Source organism: Streptomyces sp. 2131.1, assembly GCF_900105515.1.
In the GTDB taxonomy this organism is placed as follows: Bacteria; Actinomycetota; Actinomycetes; order Streptomycetales; family Streptomycetaceae; genus Streptomyces; species Streptomyces drozdowiczii.
Genome location: NZ_FNSY01000001.1, coordinates 4926930 through 4945753, shown reverse-complemented (window position 1 = coordinate 4945753; position 18824 = coordinate 4926930). Strand labels below are relative to the sequence as shown.

General features: G+C 71.1%; 12 protein-coding genes. 7 read left to right on the top strand and 5 right to left on the bottom strand.

The window, feature by feature from the left end; all coding sequences use genetic code 11:
• Positions 1 to 11 precede the first annotated feature (11 nt).
• The 3 genes from BLW14_RS22175 (at position 12) to BLW14_RS22165 (ending at position 3497) form a co-directional block, all read left to right on the top strand.
• On the top strand, positions 12 to 584 hold the full coding sequence (locus BLW14_RS22175) for a hypothetical protein (RefSeq protein ID WP_093708942.1): 573 nt from the start codon (positions 12 to 14) through the stop codon (positions 582 to 584).
• A 272-nt stretch (positions 585 to 856) separates the two neighbouring features.
• Positions 857 to 1894, top strand: a complete 1038-nt coding sequence (locus BLW14_RS22170; protein ID WP_093708941.1) for a rod shape-determining protein — start codon at positions 857 to 859, stop codon at positions 1892 to 1894.
• Between the two features lie 19 nt (positions 1895 to 1913).
• Complete coding sequence (locus BLW14_RS22165) at positions 1914 to 3497, top strand: GAF domain-containing protein (RefSeq protein ID WP_093708940.1); 1584 nt, start codon at positions 1914 to 1916, stop codon at positions 3495 to 3497.
• Between the two features lie 9 nt (positions 3498 to 3506).
• Here BLW14_RS22165 and BLW14_RS22160 read toward each other — a convergent pair whose 3' ends face one another.
• A complete protein-coding gene (locus tag BLW14_RS22160; RefSeq protein ID WP_093708939.1) occupies positions 3507 to 3938 on the bottom strand; it encodes an Lrp/AsnC family transcriptional regulator in 432 nt (143 codons plus the stop codon).
• 106 nt (positions 3939 to 4044) lie between these two features.
• Here BLW14_RS22160 and BLW14_RS22155 point away from each other — a divergent pair, with 106 nt between their 5' ends.
• From BLW14_RS22155 to BLW14_RS22140, 4 genes are all read left to right on the top strand, one after another.
• The gene (locus tag BLW14_RS22155; protein WP_177154060.1) at positions 4045 to 5256 is read left to right on the top strand and encodes a nitrate/nitrite transporter; all 1212 of its coding nucleotides are present in this window, start codon (positions 4045 to 4047) and stop codon (positions 5254 to 5256) included.
• Positions 5257 to 5350: 94 nt separating this feature from the next.
• Positions 5351 to 6808 (top strand): acyl-CoA synthetase, encoded by a 1458-nt coding sequence (locus BLW14_RS22150; RefSeq protein WP_093708937.1) that lies wholly within the window; start codon positions 5351 to 5353, stop codon positions 6806 to 6808.
• The gene (locus tag BLW14_RS22145) at positions 6801 to 8156 is read left to right on the top strand and encodes a carboxyl transferase domain-containing protein (protein WP_093708936.1); all 1356 of its coding nucleotides are present in this window, start codon (positions 6801 to 6803) and stop codon (positions 8154 to 8156) included. The genes BLW14_RS22150 and BLW14_RS22145 overlap by 8 nt, the downstream gene beginning before the upstream one ends.
• Before the next feature lie 44 nt (positions 8157 to 8200).
• Complete coding sequence (locus tag BLW14_RS22140) at positions 8201 to 9007, top strand: VOC family protein (protein ID WP_093708935.1); 807 nt, start codon at positions 8201 to 8203, stop codon at positions 9005 to 9007.
• 9 nt (positions 9008 to 9016) lie between these two features.
• Here BLW14_RS22140 and BLW14_RS22135 read toward each other — a convergent pair whose 3' ends face one another.
• From BLW14_RS22135 to BLW14_RS22120, 4 genes are read right to left on the bottom strand one after another with little or no spacing between them, the layout of a single operon-like run.
• A complete protein-coding gene (locus tag BLW14_RS22135; protein ID WP_371128087.1) occupies positions 9017 to 10303 on the bottom strand; it encodes an MFS transporter in 1287 nt (428 codons plus the stop codon).
• Entirely contained in the window at positions 10300 to 11634 is a 1335-nt protein-coding gene (locus BLW14_RS22130; protein WP_093708934.1) for a hypothetical protein, read from the bottom strand. The genes BLW14_RS22135 and BLW14_RS22130 overlap by 4 nt, the downstream gene beginning before the upstream one ends.
• The gene (locus BLW14_RS22125; protein WP_093708933.1) at positions 11631 to 16793 is read right to left on the bottom strand and encodes an AAA family ATPase; all 5163 of its coding nucleotides are present in this window, start codon (positions 16791 to 16793) and stop codon (positions 11631 to 11633) included. The genes BLW14_RS22130 and BLW14_RS22125 overlap by 4 nt, the downstream gene beginning before the upstream one ends.
• Positions 16790 to 18820 carry a CHAT domain-containing protein gene (locus tag BLW14_RS22120; RefSeq protein WP_093708932.1) on the bottom strand — a complete coding sequence of 677 codons (2031 nt, stop codon included), beginning with the start codon at positions 18818 to 18820 and terminating at the stop codon, positions 16790 to 16792. The genes BLW14_RS22125 and BLW14_RS22120 overlap by 4 nt, the downstream gene beginning before the upstream one ends.
• Positions 18821 to 18824 lie beyond the last annotated feature (4 nt).

Below are 18824 nucleotides of genomic sequence, written 5' to 3'. Positions count from 1 at the left end.
GGTCGGGCACGATGGGCGGCATGAGCGCTTCCGCCCCCTTCGGGCCCCGTGAGTTCCAGCTCGTCCTGCTGCGCCGGATGGCGGACCACCAGCCGGATCTGGTGGAGGACGCCCGGCACGAGCTGAGCGCGACGCTCGCGGAGATGCGCGAGGCGAACCGGCGCTGGCAGGCCATGGTCCGGGCGCCGCGCGGGCGGGGCGCGCTGCGGCGCTACCGCTCGGTGCTCGGTGAGCCGGAGTCGACGGGCCGCCGGGCCCTCGGTGACCTGGAGTTCGACGTGCTGCTGTGGCCGGTGCCGCTCTGGCCGGACCTGCGGTTCGAGGTGATGGTGGCGCCGGGCGGAGCGGTGTGGAACGAGTGGCTGGTACGGGCGCGGGGCGCTGCCGCGCCGGTGCTGCGCACGGTAGACGACCTGGTGCCCTGGTCGTCCACGGTGGACGAGGTGGCCCGGGCGTTCGCTCCGGCCCGGCCGACGGAGGGGAGTGCGCCTACGCGGTTCGCGCTGCGGGTCGGGGACGGGGCGGACGCGTGCGTCGCGGAGTTCACGTGGGGGTTGTTGCAGCGGGTGGCGCGTGGGGGCTGAGGCGTCCTCGATCGCCGGACGGGCTGGGACTTGCCGTCCAGGCGTCCTCAATCGCCGGACGGGCTTGATGTGGCGGGGGTGGTGTGGGACGTGCGGGCGTCCTCGGTCGCCGGACGGGCTTGACGGGCCGGGTCGCGCGGCGCGCTCGACACGCCGTCAGGTGGTCCCTCCTACGGCTCAGCCCAGCGGGCGCGGGGAGTCCGAACGGCGCAGGCTTTCAGGAGAGCCGGCTGCCCGTCGGTCCCCCTCAACGCTCTCGGGAGGAAACCGCCGTGACCGTCAGCCTTGAGCAGTTGCGCCGTTGCCATGTCGCCGTCGACCTCGGGGCCGCCCGCACCCGGGTGTACGTCAAGGGGCCCGGCCTCGTCGTGGACGAACCGAGCGTCGCAGCCGTCAACACCCGTACCGGCTCACTGATCGCCGTGGGCGCGCTGGCCGAGCAGATGACGGGCCGCACGCCCGACTACATCCGGGTGGCCCGGCCCGTGTCCGGCGGGACCGTCGTGGACATCGAGATGGCCCAGCGCATGCTGCGCCACCTGCTCGGCGAGAAGCTCCGCCGCCAGCTGCGCCGCAAGCCCTGGCTGCGCGCCGCCGCCTGCACCCCGCACGACAGCGATCCGCTCGCCCGGCGGGCCACGGTGGAGACCCTGGTCGGCCTCGGCGCCCGGCGGGTGGAGCTCGTCGACACCCTGGTCGCGGCGGCCGTCGGCAGCGGGCTCCCGGTCGAACAGCCGACCGCGACCATGATCATGGTGTGCGGGGCCGCGACGACGCAGATCGCGGTCCTCTCGCTCGGCTCGATCGTGACGGCGGTACGCCTCCCGGTCGGCGGCGACGCGATCGACCACGCGGTCATCCAGCACCTGCGCCAGCACCACGAGCTGATGCTGCCGAGCCAGTCCGTGCGCCCCCTGCAGCTCGCGCTCAGCGGCACCGGGCTGACCGCGCGGGGCCCCTCGGTCACCGAGATCCACGGCCGCGACGTGGCCACCGGGCTCGCCCGGTCCGTCGAGGTCGACACCGCCGCGATCCGGCAGGCGATCCACCGCCCGCTCACCGCCGTCCTCGACGGCGTGGGCAAGGTGCTGCGGGACTGCCCGCCCGACCTGGTGGCCGACCTCGCGGACTGCGGGATCATGATGGTCGGCGGAAGCGCCCTGCTGCCCGGCCTCGACCAGATGCTGCGCGACGCGACCGGTGTGCCGGTGCACATCGCGGAGCAGCCCGACACCTGCGCGATCCTGGGCCTGGGCGCCATGCTGGAGGGCGAGATCAGCCCCATGGTCCTCGACCCGCTGGCGAGCTGACGGGCGCCGGGACAGGCCCGTGACGGACCAGCCGCCCGGCGGACCGCCGGACGGCGGCCTGCCCAGGTCGCCGCTGCTGCCGCGGCTCCTGGAGGCCGTGCTGAGCGTCGGCTCGGACCTCGAACTCCGGGCCACGCTCCAGCAGATCATCGACACCGCGACCGCCCTGACCGACGCGAGGTACGGGGCGCTGGGCGTACTCGACCCGGGGCGCGGCACGATCCGCGAGCTGTACGTGTGCGGGATGACGGAGGCCGAGCAGGCGGCCGTCGGCTACTTCCCGGACGGGCACACGGGAATGCTCGGCGCGCTCGTCGACGCGCCGGGCCCGCTGCGCTCCGACGACCTGGCCGCCGATCCGCGCGCCACCGGCATGCCGCCCGGCCATCCCCCGATGCGCTCGTTCCTCGGCGCCCCGATCCGGGTCCACCACGAGGTCTTCGGCAACATCTACCTGGCCGAGAAGCACACCGGGCACTTCACGGAGACCGACGCGGGGCTGCTGAAGGTCCTGTCCGCGCAGGCCGGCATCGCGATCGGCAACGCCCGCCTCTACGAGAGCGCCCGCCAGCGGGAGCGCTGGATCGAGGGCGCGGCGGCCGTCACCAACACCCTGCTCACCGGCGAGAACCTCTCCGACGCGCTGACGACGGTCGCCGAGCGGGCCCGCATCCTCAGCGACGCCTCGGCCGGGGTGATCCTGCAGCCCACCGACGAGGGCGGGATGGAGATCGTCGTCGCCTCGACGCGGGAGGACCCGGCGGGGCTGGTGGGCACGGCCATCGCGCCCGGTTCACCGGTCCTGGTGCAGTTGCTGGGCGGCGAGGCCGTCTTCATCGAGGACTCGGCGACCGACCCCCGGATGACCACCCCCGTACGGTCGCGGTTCGGGCCGAGCATGATGCTGCCGCTCCAGAGCGGGGGCCGGCTCATCGGGACGCTCGCGCTGCCCCGGCGGCGCGGAGCCCGCCCGTACACCGACGTGGACCGGCTGCTGGCCGCCCAGTTCGCCTCGCAGGCGGCGCTGGCCCTGGTGCTCGCGGACGCGCAGCAGGACCGGGAGCGGCTGGCGGTGTACGAGGACCGCGACCGGATCGCGCGTGATCTGCACGACCTGGTCGTCCAGCGGCTGTTCGCCACCGAGATGATGCTGGAGTCGACGCGCCGCAGGGCCGGGGGCGGGGAGACGGGCGAGCTGCTGGGTACGGCCGTCGACGAGCTGGACTCGACGATCCAGGAGGTGCGGACGGCCATCTTCGCGCTCCAGCAGCCGCCCGCCGAGGCGCCCGCCACCTTCCGCGGCCGGGTGCTGAGGGAGACCGGGGGCGCGGCGGCGGTGCTCGGTTTCCAGCCGTCGGTGCGCTTCGCCGGGGCGGTGGACGCGCTGGTGTCCGAACCGGTCGGCGGGCGGCTCCTCGCGGCGCTGCGGGGCGCCCTGGCGGCGGCGCACCGGCGGACCGGGGTGTCGGCGATCGAGGTGGAGGTGGACGCGACGGTCACCCTGCCGGACGGGCGGGGCGCGGTCCGTCTCACGGTCGCGGACGACGGGCACGAGCCGGACGGTTCGCGGGCGGACACGGTGGTCTGGGAGGCACCTCTCTGAACGCCCCGGTCACGGCCCCGGCGCCGCCCTCAGCGCGACCCGGGTGTTCGAGTGGGCGACGCCCGCCTCGCGCTTGAGGCGGCGCAGGAGGGTGTCGAGCGCGGCGGTGTCGGCCGCGGTGGCGCGTACCAGGTAGTCGTGCGCGCCCGTGACGTGCACCAGCTCGGTGATGCCGGGCAGGGCCAGCACCGCCCGTTCGAACGTCTCGTTGGTGGTGTCCATCCGCAGGGTCACGTCGATGAAGACGACGAGCCCGGTGCGGGTGTCGGCGGCGGGGTCGACGATCACGGTGAAACCGCGGATGACGCCGTCCTTGCGCAGCCGTCTGACCCGGTCGGCCGCCGCGTTGGCGCTGAGTCCGACCCGTACGCCCAGGTCGCGGTACGAGATCCGGGCGTCCTCCTGGAGGACGCCGAGGATTTCCCTGTCCAGACGATCCATGGTCCCAATTGTCACAGATTCGGCGCATATGCGAAGGGTGAGGAAGTGTCCCCCGTACGGCGCAGGCCGACGGGCTCACGGCCCGTGTCCGGCCTTGACTGGCGGTGTGGACACAGCCGTGAAGCAGTCACCCGCCGCCGCGGACGCCCCGGGCTCCGCCGCCTATCGCAACCTGATCGTGGCCACGGTCGGCTTCACGCTCACCTTCTGGGCCTGGAATCTGATCGCGCCCATGTCCGGGGACTACAAGGACCGCCTGGACCTGAACTCCTTCCAGCAGTCGCTGCTGGTCGCCGTGCCGGTGCTGGTGGGTTCGCTGGGCCGGATCCCGGTGGGCGCGCTGACCGACAAATACGGGGCGCGGCTGATGTTCCCGGTCACCTCGGCGCTGACGATCCTGCCGGTGCTGCTGCTGATCCCGGCGAAGAACTCGTACGGCGCGATGCTGGCCGTCGGCTTCCTGCTGGGGGTCGGCGGCACGACCTTCGCCATCGGCATCCCGTTGGTCAACTCGTGGTTCCCGCCCGCCAAGCGCGGCCTCGCGCTCGGTGTCTTCGGCATGGGCATGGGCGGTGTGGCGCTGTCCGGCTACTTCACCCCGCGCATCGCCGAGCACGGCGACAACCTGCCGTTCCTCGTGGTCGCGGGCGCCCTGGTCGTGTACGCGGCGCTCTCGGCCGTGCTCATCAACGACCACCCCGGCCGCAAGGTGCCGACGGATTCGCTGGCGCACCGGCTCGGCTCGGCGGGCCGGCTGCGGGTCACCTGGGAGCTGTCCGCGCTGTACGCGATCGGCTTCGGCGGGATCGTCGCGTTCGGCGTGTACCTGCCGACGTATCTGAAGACGTGGTACGAGCTGTCGCCGACCGACGCCGGTACGAAGGCGGCCGGGTTCGCCCTGGTCACCGTCATCTTCCGGCCGATCGGCGGCTGGCTCTCGGACCGCGTCCACCCGGCGCTCGTCACCTCCGTGGCCCTCGGCGTCGCGGCGCTGATGGCGATCGTGCAGGCCTTCGACCCCCGGCTGGACCCGACGGGCACGATCGCGCTGCTGGTCATGGCGGCGGGCCTGGGTACCGCGAGCGGCAGCGTCTTCGCTCTTGTCTCGCAGGTCACCCCGCAGCCGAAGGTGGGCAGCGTGACCGGGATCGTCGGCGCGATGGGCGGGCTCGGCGGGTTCGTGCCGCCGCTCGTGATGGGCGCGATCTACAGCGCGAAGGACTCGTACTCGATCGGCTTCATGCTGCTGTCCGACCTGGCACTCGCGGGCTGTGTGTACGCGTACGGCCGCATGCGGAACGTCCAGCGGGACGGCTGAGGAGAGCGATGGCTCGCCCGGGGCGTGAGGCGGGCCTCATTCGAGCCGGTTTCCAGGCCCCGGGGCTCGGTGTCGATCTAGGGTGCGCAGGGTGATGCCACTTCTGCCCGCACTCCAGGACGCGTCCGGTCCGGCGGCCGCCCGCGAAGCCGTCCGGTTCGATGACGTCACCCTCACCTACTCCGCGCTGGCCGGGGTCACGGCCGCCCTCGCGGCCCGGCTGGCCGGCGCGGTCCGGGTCGCCGTCTGGGCCACGCCGAGCGCGCCGACCGTCGTCGCGGTGGTCGCCGCGCTGCGGGCCGGGGTGCCGGCCGTCCCGCTGAACCCGAAGACCGGGGAGCGGGAGCTCGCGCACATCGTCGCGGACAGCGCGCCCTCGCTGGTGCTGGCCGCGCCCGGTGACGTGCTGCCGCCCGCTCTGGCCGGTCTGGAACGCCTCGACGTCACCACCGCGCCCGACGGCCCCGCGCCCGCCGCCCTGCCGGAGCCCGACCCGGAGTCCCCCGCCCTGGTCGTGTACACCTCCGGCACGACGGGCCCGCCGAAGGGTGCCGTCCTCCCCCGCCGGGCGCTCGCCGCGTCGCTGGACGCGCTGGAGGACGCCTGGCAGTGGACCGTCGACGACGTCCTCGTCCACGCCCTGCCCCTCTTCCACGTGCACGGGCTGATCCTGGGCGTCCTGGGCCCCCTGCGCCGGGGCGGTTCGGTGCGCCACCTGGGCCGGTTCTCGCCCGAGGGCGTGGCCCGCGAGCTGGCCTCGGGCGGCACGATGCTGTTCGGCGTACCGACCATGTACCACCGGCTCGCCGAGGCGCTGGCGGACCCGGACGCGTCCGCCGGGCTCACCGACGCCCTCGCGGGCGCCCGGCTGCTGGTCTCCGGCTCGGCCGCGCTGCCGGTCCACGACCACGAGCGCATCGCGGCGGCGACCGGCCGCCGGGTCATCGAGCGGTACGGCATGACGGAGACCCTGATGAACACGGGAGTACGGGCCGACGGCGCCCCGCGCCCCGGCACGGTCGGCCCGCCCCTGCGCGGCGTGGAGCTGCGCCTGGTCGAGGAGGACGGCACGCCGCTCACCGGCGCGGACGCCATCGGCGAGATCCAGGTGCGCGGCCCGAACCTGTTCACCGGCTACCTCAACCGGCCCGACGCGACGGCCGCCGCGCTCACCGAGGACGGCTGGTTCCGCACGGGCGACATGGCCACGCTCGACCCGGACGGCTATGTGCGCATCGTCGGCCGCAAAGCCACGGACCTGATCAAGAGCGGCGGCTACAAGATCGGCGCCGGCGAGATCGAGAACGCGCTGCTCGACCACCCCGCCGTGCGGGAGGCGGCCGTCACCGGCGAACCCGACCCGGACCTCGGCGAGCGGATCGTGGCCTGGGTGGTCCCGGCCGACCCCGCCGCCCCGCCCACCGCCGAGGAGCTGGCGGACCATGTCGCCGCCCAGCTCGCCCCGCACAAGCGGCCGCGCACCGTCCGCTACCTGGACGCGCTGCCGCGCAACGACTTGGGCAAGATCATGAAGCGGGCGCTCCATGGCTGAGCGGCTGACGGCACGCGGGGCGGTCGCCGCGCTCACCGCCGACTTCACGGAGCTGCCGGCCCCCGCCGGGGACACCGACGGCGACGGCCCGCTCGGCTGGACCGGCTACGCGGACTCGCGGGCCCGGGCCACCGCCGGTACCGGGGAGCGGGAGTCCGTCGTCCACGGCACCGCCACGGTCGGCGGGAACCCCTGCGTGCTGATCTCCTTCGAGTTCGGCTTCCTGGGCGGCTCGCTCGGGCAGCGCACCGGGGACCGGCTGGAGGCGGCGTACGAGGAGGCGATCACCCGGGGGCTGCCGCTCGTCTCGTTGATCGCCACGGGCGGGAGCCGGATGCAGGAGGGCATGATCGCGCTGACCCAGCTCCAGCGGGTCGCCCGTGCGTCGGCACGGCTGCGGGCGGCGGGGCCCGCGCAGCTCGCGGTCCTGCGCGACCCGACGACCGGGGGCGGCTGGGCCACCCTGGGCGCGGGCGCGGACGTGATCCTCGCGCTGCCGGGGGCGCAGATCGGGTTCGCCGGATCGCGGGTGCGTCCGGCCGGCGCCGACCCCGCCGCGTACGGGGCCGAGGGTCAGCTCGCGGCCGGTTCGGTCGACGCGGTCGTGGCGCCCGGGGACCTGCCGGCCACGGTCGGGCGCTGGCTCGGGCTGCTCGCCCACCACGACGACCCGCCCTCCCCCGCCCCGGTCCCGGCGGCCCTCGGGGCGAGGGACCTGCCGGAGACGGGCTGGGACGCGGTGCTCCGGGCGCGGGCGGCCGACCGGCCGCGCGCCGGCGCCTATCTGGACGACTACTTCGACGCGCGGCTCCCGCTGAGCGGCGACCGCTGCGGCGGCACGGACCCCGGGCTGCTCTGCGGATTCGGGGTGCGCGAGGGGCGTGCGGTGGCGTACGTGGCGCAGTGCGGCACCGCGACCCGCCCGGCCGGCTACCGCACCGCGGCCCGGGTGATCCGGCTCGCCGACCGGCTGGGCGTCCCGGTCCTCACGCTGGTGGACACCCCGGGCGCGGCCAACGACGCTGAGGCGGAGCGGTCCGGCGCGGGCGCGGCCATCGCGGACGCCTTCGCGGCGATAGCGGCGGCCCGGGTCCCGGTGACGACCCTGGTGATCGGCGAGGGCGGTTCGGGCGGGGCGCTGGCCCTGGCCGCGCCGGACCGCACCCATGTCACCCCGGACAGCTACTTCTCGGTCATCGCGCCGGAACTGGCCGCCGCGATCCTGAAGCGTTCCCCGGACCGGGTCAGGGCCACGGCCGGCCAGCTGCGGCTGCGCCCGCAGGATCTGGTGGACCTGGGCGTGGCCCGTTCGGTGGCCGGGCATCGCGCCGACGGGCAGGGGGCGTGAAGGGTGGCTAGCTTGAACAAGGGGGCGTTCACTCGTACGAGGAGATGACCACGATGCCCGCAGAGATGACCGAGGGCACGCCGTGCTGGGCCGACGCGACGTTCACCGATCTGGAGGGCGCGAAACGCTTCTACGGTGAGCTGCTGGACTGGACGTTCGGCGACACGCTGCCGGAGTACGGCAACTACACACAGGCGTACGTGGACGGCAAGGCGGTCGCCGCACTGATGCCGCCGGGCCCCGGGCAGATGCCGGTCGGCTGGTGCCTGTACCTGGCCACGCCGGACGCGGAGACCACCGCGTCGAAGATCCGCGGCGCCGGCGGCACGCTCCTGGTGGAGCCCATGCGGGTCGGCGAGTTCGGCACGATGGTGCTGGCCTCCGACCCTGGCGGGGTGACCTTCGGCGTGTGGCAGCCCGGCACCCACAAGGGCTTCGAGGCGCGGACCGTTCCGGGCGCCTTCAACTGGGCCGAGGTCTTCACCCGGGCCCCGGAGCGGGCCGACGCCTTCTTTTCCGAGGTCTTCGGGTACGGCGTGCAGCGCATGACGGACGACGGGGTCGACTTCACGCTCTACGACCTGGGCGCCGACCCGGTCCTGGGCCGCATGAGGATGACGGACGAGTTCCCGCCGGAGGTGCCGCCGTACGTGAACGTGTACTTCACGGTGGACGACTGCGACGCGGCGGTGGAGAAGGCGAAGTCCATGGGCGCGACGCTGCGGTTCGGCCCGATGACCATCCCATTCGGCCGGTTCGCGGCGCTGACGGACCCGCAGGGCTCGCCGTTCTCGCTGATCGACAACGGCACGACGGGCGGCGAGATGCCGAACCTGGAGCGGGTGTCGTAGCAGGAGGCGCTACGCCTCGGGGTGGCGGGCGTCGTACCGGGCGAAGCCCCGCCACCGCAGCCCGAGCAGCGCCACCGCGGCCACGCAGGCGACGCCTCCCCCGGTGACGGCGAACCCCGGGGAGGTCAGGTCGGCGGCGGACCCGGCGATGAAGTCCCCCAGCCGGGGCCCGCCGGCCACCACCACGATGAAGACGCCCTGGAGCCGTCCGCGCAGCTCGTCCGGGACGGCCGCCTGGAGCATGGTGTTGCGGAAGACCATGGACGTGGTGTCGGCGGCCCCGGCGAGCGCCAGGAACACGAGCCCGAGCCACAGCTGCCGGGTGAGTCCGAAGACCGCGACGGCGGCGCCCCAGCATCCGACGGCGACCAGCACCGCGAGCCCGTGCCGCCGTACGCTCCCCAGCCACCCGGAGAACACCCCGCCGAGCAGCGCCCCGAGCGCCGGTGCGGCGACGAGCAGCCCGGTGGTCTTCGCGTCGCCCCCGTACCAGAGGACGGCGACGACGGGGAACAGCGCGCGGGGCTGGGCGAGCACCATCGCGCACATGTCGCTGAGGAACGTCATCCGCAGGTTGGGCCGGGTGCCGAGGAACCGCAGCCCGTCGAGCACGGAGGCCCGCTTCCTCCCCGTCTCCTCGCCCCGCTCGGGCAGCATCGCGGGCAGCCGCCACATGGCGTAGAGGGCCGCGGTGAAGGTGACGGCGTCGACCCCGTACGCGGCGCGGTACCCCCACCAGCCGACGATGAGCCCGCCGAGCATGGGCCCGACGAGGCTGCCGGTGGTGCTGGTCATCGAGTTCAGCGCGTTGGCGGCGGGCAGCTGCTCGGCCGGCAGCAGGCGGGCGATCATCGAGGAGCGGGCGGGCGAGTTCAGCGCGAAGCAGACGGCCTGGAGCGCGACGATCCCGTACAGCAGCCCGACCTGCTCGATCCCGGCGACGGTGACCCCGACGAGCAGCACCGACAGCAGGAACGACCCGAACGCGCTGGCCAGCCCCAGCTTCCGCCGGTCCACGGTGTCCGCGACGGCCCCGCCGTACAGCCCAAACACCACGAGCGGCACCAGCGAGCAGGCTCCGATGAGCCCCACGGAGAACGCCGACCCGGTCAGGTCGTACACCTGCAACGACACGGCGAGCGCCGTCATCCCCTGCCCGGTCCAGGACACGGTGTTCCCGAACCAGAGCCGCCGGTAGTCCGGGGAGGTGCGCAAAGGGGTCAGATCGGCGAATATCCGGCCCCGGGGCGCCGGTTCACCGGCGGCGGCGTCGGATTCGGTCAGGGATTCGGTCACGCGGAATGGTATCGACCACTCCCCGGTGCGGTACGCGCCGGTGGGACTCGTGGTCCTGACGCCTCGGCGCGGTCGCGCAGCAGCTCGAAGAGCGCGTCGCCCTCCTGGCTTCCCCGGTGCCCGCCGGAAACCGTGTGACGCTTCCCTTTCTGCCTGAGACCGATGACCTCGTTCATGCACCGTTCGCCGATACCGGCCGCCTCGTAGGCCGAGGGGTCCGCGACGAAGGCCAGGGTCGCCGTGGCGAGGATCCCGGGGACGTCACGACGTCGGGTTCGGAGTGCGTTGCGGAGCCGGGCCACCTCTTCCGGAATGTCCGCGGGGCGTCGCAGGCCGATCAGTTCCCGCAACCCCTTTCCTCCCAGCTCCCGCATTCCGTCGGAGAGCAGGGCCTCGACCACTGCGCCCGGCTCCGCGTCGGCGGACTCCTGATGCCCCGGAAGGGGTGGCAGCGAGTACGGCTCCTGAAGGGAGGGAAGAGCGGCGTGACAGATCAGGAGCCGCAGACGATGCGGGGGATAGTCGGCGGACTCTCCCGTATGGCGCTCCTCCGCCGTTCGCAGGGCGTCGGCCAGCGCCCAGATATAGGCCGGCCCGCAGGCGATGGTCGCGCAGATGTCCGCGAACGCCTCTCCGAGCCACCGCTCCCAGAGCAGCAGGCGGTCGGCCTCCATCCCCGTAACGCTTCTCAGTCTGGCGAGCAGCGATGGCGTCAGGCCGAAATCGTCCTCGATGTGGTGGGCCGTCTCATGTGCGACGGCGAGGAGGGAGGGCAGGTGGCGTCCCGACGACCACGGCAGGGAGATGAGGGGGACGGGCAGGTACTTGCTCGCCTTGCGGCCGTCCATCGTCCGCTGCTTTCCATCGGAGAGCAGGTCCTCGAAGTCGGACCCGCGCGCCGTCGCGAAAGGAACGGGCCGGCGGCTGGGAAACGTCAAAGGCGGTTCACGCAGCCGGGATTCCGACGCAGCGGCCAGCATGACGGGTTCGTACAACGACCACGCCAACTCGTCGGTGACTTCGAGCAGCCTTGCGTAACGGGGGACTTGCCGGATGAGCAGTTTGCTTCTGAAGAAGTCCCACAGGTGGTGCAGGTCGAGGACGATGTCCGCCGCCCGGAGGACGCGTTCGTCCGGCGGCATCAGGTCGATGCGGTCGAGTACCGTCGTCAGCACCAGAACAACGGAACGGACTTGCGACTCGTGCTTCTCCAGGGAACGGCCCTCTGAAGCACTGCTGCTCCACGAGGAGAGTTCTGCCCTCAGATCATCGATGACGTGCCGCGTCTCATGCTCCCGGCGATGCCTGTAGCCCCCGTCGACACGGGTCATTCCTCGTCCGCCTCGGAATCCGAGATGTGCAGGGCGGACGGGGTGGCGAACATGGTTCCGGTGATCGCTTCGAGAGAGTCATCGCCCCAGTCGGTAGTCGTCCATCTGGTGTCTCCCCGGCCTGGATCCGTCTGGAGCAGGACCACTGCTTGCAGAGCCCTGTGCAACTCCATCAGAGGCGCCTCCCGTACGATCCCGGTCGCCAGAACCATGGCTTGGAGCTCGGATGCCTTGACGAGTCCGGTCCCGAGGGCAGCAGGCACCAGGCCCGAGGCGAAGAGGATCGCCGCGAAGTGGTTGCGCAGCACGAGCTGCAGAGGGATGTCGGCGGACGAACTGGGGCGCGGGGGGTCGAGAACGATGAGCGGCTGGGTTCCCGGCTCGAACCCGGCCAGCCACTGGACCAGCCTGCCGGGATCCAGGTCCGACCCCGAGGCCTTGCTGTCCAGACGATCGCTCGGGCTGAGTCCGACCGGCGACAGGTCGAAGTACGGGGTCGTGCCCCCCTTGATCCTCAGCGGGGCGTGTACATGCAGCACAGCCGGCGCCCCACGACGGGCGGGCGGCAACGAGGCAGGACTGGATACCTGCAGCACCTCGCATCCCTGTGACCGGTAGACATCCGTAAGGGACCTGGCTGACACCTGCAGGTCCAGCAGGGCATCGTTCGGCGCGCTCTCCAGCAGGAGTACCGAGCGCGCTCCGAACTTCGCCCGCGTTCGCTGCCGCGCTTCCCGCAGAAGGGTGACCAGGGCCGCGCCGGCGAGCGACACCAGAGCCCTGGACGTCCCGCTCATTCCTTTGGGCAGCACAATGTTGAGGGCGGCGGCAGCGGCCGCGAAAGTCGCACCGCCCAAGACCCCGTCAGCGATGATCTCCATGCCGGCCATGAGGCGGAGCGCGGACTGCAAGGCCCGGACATCCGCCGATTCCGCGGCATCGGGGAGGGTCCGGTAGAGGACCATGTGTTCGTCCTCGCTCGTCGCGAGCGACGACAGTTCCCAGGGGAACGTGTGCAGAGCGGCATCGTCGGACCGCACCTGCATACGCGAGACCTGGTCGGCACCCGGCCACACCTCCCGCAGCCGGGGCAGCATGGTCGCCGCTGCCGCACGCCAGTCCGCCAGCAGCGTGTCGGCCAGCGCCTGGTGGCCCGCCGTGGACGTGTTGCCGGGAACGATGCTGAACACGCGGTCCGTCTCCGGCCGCTCCTGATCATCGAGCGGACTCCGGGCCTGTTCTCTCGGCGCGGGATGTCCGAGCCTCACCATCATGCGGTCGGCGGCCTTCATCATCGAGCGGTCGTTCAGGTCCTCCCCGACGGAATGGAGAATGCGTGCCTCCCATGCCGATTCCTGGTGCACCCCGCCCAGGTCGGCGACTGCCCTGCGCAGGTGCTCGTCGCGTTCCTCGGCCGTGGCGGAGGCTCTCTGTGCCAGGAACCAGCGGGCGACCGCGGACGACAACGGCGCCGTCGCCGGTGCGACTTCCAGAAGGCTGTCGCTGACGTGCTTGGTGGTGGTTCCCCTGGCCAGCATCTGCGCCTGAGCTCGACGCCAGGCCGACAGCGGATCGCCGGACCGGGTGTGCAGTTCCTGATGAGCGCGGTCGGAGAGATGGGCTGCCTGCGCCCTCTGCCCGCCGAGTCGTCCCAGATGCGCGAGGTGGGTGAGCTGCACCTGATAGTCGAGCCCCGACCGGGCAGGCTGCGCGATGGGGGCGAACAGTGCGTGCAGAGCGTTCAGATGCGAGGGGCTCGGGGCCTCGTCGGGGGGTGTCGGAAAACTGCTCAGCCCCGCCAGTGCCCCCAGCCGCGCCGAGGGAGGCTGCACAGTGGCGAGGGCCAGGCACAGCTCAGCTGTCCGCTGCGGTGAGTTCAGTACGGCCGCCACGCCTCCGCGCAGGACCTTCTCCCGGGAGTCGGCGGGCACGTCCAACAGCGAGACATCGTGCACCGGGTAGCCCAGGCCGGACAGCTGGTGCCACAGCAGGGCCCGCTCCACGGCCCAGCCCCCCGACGCGTCGGCGGTCTGCAACTGAACGAGTACGGCCGCCGCACGACGCAGGTCCTGCAGATCACGGGCCAGGAAGCGTGCGTAGAGAAGGAGGTAGCGCGGGTGTCCGTGCGGGAAACCCAGGTCACTCCAGAGACCGGCCGCACGGTCGAAGAGCGACTGGGCGCGATCGACGGCGAGCATCTCGCCCTCGATCGCGGCACGGGCCATGAGGCTCCTGGCGAGGTGCCGGAAGCGGGCCGGCCCCTCGCCCGAGGCCGACGACTGCTCGGCCTCGTCCAGGGCGGTGAGTGCCTCCTGGGACTGCCCCAGGAGCCGGTGGGCGCGTGACTGGAGCAGGCATCTCTCAACACGCTGTGCGTGCGGGACGGCCAGTAACTCCGGCCGTTGCAGCGTCGCGAGCGCTTCCGTGGGAACGAACGAATTGAGCTGGCTGCGGGCTTTGGCCAACATCGCGCGGGACTGCAACGGGGACGTCCGCTCGTGGTGGCGCCCCGCGTTCCGGGTGAGGACGGCGGATGCCTTGGATCCGGCCGGTGTGACGACCTGATCCTCGAGTTCGACAGCCTTGGTGATGTTCCCCTGGCGCTCCAGCTGCTGCGCCAGTTCCAGGGAGATGAGCCATTGGCTGGCCGTGGCACTGCGGGTGTGGGCGGTGTGGAGAGCCGAGCGGTAGGTGGATTCCGCTTCACCGTCGTGGAGTGCCGTCTGAATGCGGGCGAGGGTGACCTGAAGCCGTTCCCTCCACCGGTCCTCCTCTTCTTCGCGCAGCGCCTGCTGAACGATGTGCGCTGCCTCCTGATGCTTGTTCCGGCTGCTCAGAAGGCAGGCCCGCAGCAGCTGTTCCGCGCTGTTCGACTGCACGTCAGGTGCTGGGGCCTTCGCACGCAGCTCGCCGACGACCGCCATCCTGTGCTCGATCTCGTTCCAGAGGGGGTCTGCGGCGTTGTACGTGTTCTCTTCCGCCTGCTTCAGTACGAGCGAGGTGGCTATCACGAGATGCGCGGCAATGAGCGTGGTGTGGCTGATCAACTGCGGTCCGTCGGGAAGCCGTCTGGGCTCTGTTCCCTCCACGTACTCCGGCCCCAGCACTTCCTCGGCCAGCTCGCGCATGCCGTCGAAGTCGTTCCGCTCGTCGGCCCGTCGAACGGCGTTGTGCCAAGCCTGCACGGCATCGGGGTGCCCGCCCTGGAAGTGATGGTAAAGAGCCTCCCTGGTGCAGGTGAGCCACTGCTCGGGGTGCGCGTCTGCCTGACTCTCGAAGTGAAGCGCGAACGCGCGGTGCAGCTTCCTGGCCACCGGCTGAAGGGCGACCAGTTGCCTCATGGGCGCCGCCACATTGGGATGGAAGACGACTACGGAGTCGTCTCCCGGCTGCCGGGACACCCAGGAGGACGCGCCTGCGTAATCGAGTAGACGCTGCCAGGCGTTCTCGAGCCGCCAACCGGTCAATTGATCGGATACGACGGGGAAGACCTCGGAGCTGCCGCGCAGGTGATGCGCGTCCGTGCGGGGATCGTCCACCTCCTCCACCCCGCTGATGCCGGCTGAGAGCCAGTGCAGCATGACCTGCTTGACGTCTTCGAACCGCAGCTGCCGCGGAATGACGCCGTAGCGCAGAATCCATCGCACCTGGGGGTCTTCGATGCGGCAGACAACTCGCTCGATCAGGTATCGAAGGTGCGGTTCCCCCCAGGAGTTCAAGGTCTCCGGCGTGATATCGGGATCGCTCTCGATCACGTCCGCGCACAACGCCAGTGTGAAGGGAAGCCCCTGGGCCTTCGACGTCGCGGCGCGCACCAGCTCCGGATCGGTGATGCCGCGCCGGGCCAGGTAGGCACGCGTTTTCCCGGAAGTGAAGAGTGGAACCTCGACGTGAGCGATCTCGTCGTCTCCGAAGACGGTAAGAGCGTCCGGGACCGCCTCTCGGAGATCGTATCGGCCGGCCAGAATCACCCGGAGCCCCGGGCAGCGGTCGAGCAGGCGGGCAAGCAGACGCAGCAGCTGCGCCGCCTCGCCCGAGCCGTGCAACAGGAGCTCTTCGAGGGTGTCGACGACCAGAACCACCGGCTTGCCCGGACGCACGCGGTTGAGCCTGTCGGCAAAGGCGCCGACCAACTCGTCCTCGACGGCCTCGGAATTCAGCAGAGCGATGTCACGCGCCACGTCGCTCGCCAGCTTGGAAGGCCGGCGGTCGAGAAGCACCCGATAAGCAGCGTAGCTTTCGAGCCTCTCGAAAAGTTTACCGGGAAATCGGCGCCCTACTTGTTCCGCGATTTCCAGCAGAATGAGCCAGGGATGGCGGCCGACCGCTCTGGCACTGGCGAAGTCGAAGTCGATCCTGGCGCACAGCACATCCCGCCCGGCCGGCACCCAGTGACGCGCTACCAGCCAGCGGAGTTGCATCGTCTTGCCCGCGCCGCCGGGCGCGTACATCTGCCAGATCCGCTGCTCGCCCCGCAGCAGGCGTTCCGCCTGTTCCTCGATCCCGTCCGGGGGGAGATACTGCGCCGCGCGGGCGTAGTCGGCCGCCCAGAAGGACCGGGTACGGACATAGCCCGAGCAGTCCCGGTATCTCTGACGCAGCTCGGGCGCCAGGCGGACCGAGCGGTCCGGGTCCCCCAGAACATCGACCAGGTCCTCGCATGCCGCGAAGTCCCCGTCCTCGTCCGCCTGCGCGAAAAGCCGGTCGAACAGACTGACGGCCCGTTCCGGTGCGCCCAGGAGAAGGTGCCGAAGTTGCTCGACTTCATCGTCCGCGGCACCCCAATACCGCGCAACTTCCCTTTCCAGTTCCTCGAGTTCGGCCAGGAGCCCGGAGGGGGTGGGCTTCAGCCACTCACGGAAATAACTACTCCGATCGGAATCCGTCAGCGCATACTGCCCGTGCTGCCACCTGGCGGGAACAACGGCCCCTTGTTCGACGAGGTCGTTCCAGGAAGGAGGCTCCTCCCCGGTCGCACGGCGCGCCCAGGGACGCAGCGTCCCCTCGTAGAGCGCCGGATCGAACATCCGGGCCGCGGCGCACGCTCTGAGCGCCGGCCGCCAGGACTCGGGTACCAGTGACCTGCTGATGTCCTCGGGACTCTCGCCCGACGCCAGTCTGCGAGCCAGATCGGCCATCATGTCCGCGGCGTTCGTCATCGGGCCTCCAGAGCCCGAGCCGCTTCGGTCCACTGCTGGATGATCCTCTTCTGCGTGAACAGTTGGAAGAGCCCTACCGGAAAGTAGTCGTCCGGCTGCTGGACATAAGCATGGAGCAAGTTGAGAGTCGCGGCGTTGGGTACACATTTCAGTCGGCTGCTGTAGGCCCTGGCCAGCCGCATGAAGTGAGACTTCTTGAAATCGCCGACCTGGACACGGCCCACCAAATGCGAGTCCGCGTCGGGAACCACGGGCCGCGAGAACTCGGAGGCAACGAGGACCAGCCGAAGCGGCGTCGCCTCGCCCTTGGCGATGGGCCTGATCAGACCGTGGTAGAGCTCGCCGCTCAACGACTCTTCCGTCACCATTTCGGCATGGTCGAGAGCAATGACGATCGGCCGGGTGACGGCAGCCTTGCAGAGAGCCTGCCGAAACGCGTCCAGAATCTGCGCCTTGCGCTCATCCGCGTGGCCCGCGTCCACATTGAACGGTTCCCATTCGTCCTCCTGCCCGTACACCTCTCCTTCAAGAGGCCTCACCGCTCCCGACACCAGTCGGTTGAGCTGCGCGTTGAACTCACCGAAGACGTCCTTCGGTAACGAGCAGAGCTGATCCGGCGAGACCGCCCTTTCACGAATCATGCGCAGCACAGCCAACCAGTCCTTCTTCGACCCGCCACCCGTCTGTCCACCCGGTGCCGAAATCCTCTGCGCCAGGTCAACGGAGATTATGTGATGCCCTCGAAGGAACCAGGTGGCAAGACACCAGTTCGCCAGCCAGGTCTTTCCTGTCGGGTTGTGCCCGCTCCGGGGATGCTTGCCTATCACGAGCACATGACGCTCGGGTACGGAAGGAACGGCCCGGGGATCGTCCAAAGCCCACCAGGCGTTCCGCCGCTCTTCAGAACGCCCTACAAAAAGCTGCAGGTCGGCGTACTGCCTGTGACGAAGAACATCGGTCACCGAGCTGTCCGGCGTCGCGAGCAGATGAGGCAGCGCACCATCGGGCTCGCTGCGCATCAGCAGGACGGGAAGGGCCCAGGCACCGGTCCTCTCGGGCATCCGCCCGAGCTCGGCGCGCGCCACGGCGACACAGACGTCCAGCGGTTTGTGTTCCGCGAACGCCTCGTAGAACTTGCCCGAAAAGATCACGGCGGCCTGCGATTCGATGTCGGCCTGCATCGAAAGAACTGCCCGCACCCCGGATTCGAGGAACGCCTGCGCGATTCCGCCTATCCAGTCCGACGGGTCGGCCTGGGCGATGCGGCACGCGTTCAGCACCACGACGGATGGTTGCCTACCGAACAGATCCGCGACGTCTTCGGCCGCGAGAGTCCACAGGACCCCCGTGTCGGAGGAGAAGGAGAGTTCCGGGCTGCCGCCGTCGGATCGCGGCATCCCGTGTCCGATGAAATGCACCACGTGCGGACGGAATTCCTCCACGGCTTCGGCAAGCACCGAGGCACTCGCCGGGCAGTCGAGCACCTCCACATGGGCCAGTCCCGGGGACCGCTCCAGTACTCCGGAGAGCGCGGCGATCTCGTGCTCGGCGAGTATCTGCTCCTGGCTGGCAGGGGTCGCCACCACTACCAGCACGCGCCTGGGCCCGCGTTCCGAGGGCGACGGTTCCGCCCCCGCGGCCGGCACCCCCCGCCTGAGCAGCAGTTCGGGCCGCCGCCACAACCAGGTGCCCTGGCAGCGCATCAGCTCCCACGGCAGCGCGCGCAGAGCCGCGGGCTCGACGGTCAGAAGCACGTGCAACGGGTCGTCCCTCGTGGCACCGGCCCGTAACTCCGCCCAAGGCGAACCGAGCCCGCCGCCGAACACCGCGTCGAAGAGAGTGTCGCCGGCCTCCCGGCGGTCCTGCTCCGTCGCCTGCCTCTCGAATACGGCCCTCAGAGCCGTCAGGTCTCCCACGTCCGCCATGGGCACCAGGAGCTGGACGCCCTTGTCCGCCACGAAGTGGACACCGAAGCCCGACGCGCTGCCCGGAAGCTCCACAACGCGCAGCCACACCGCACTGTTCATGATC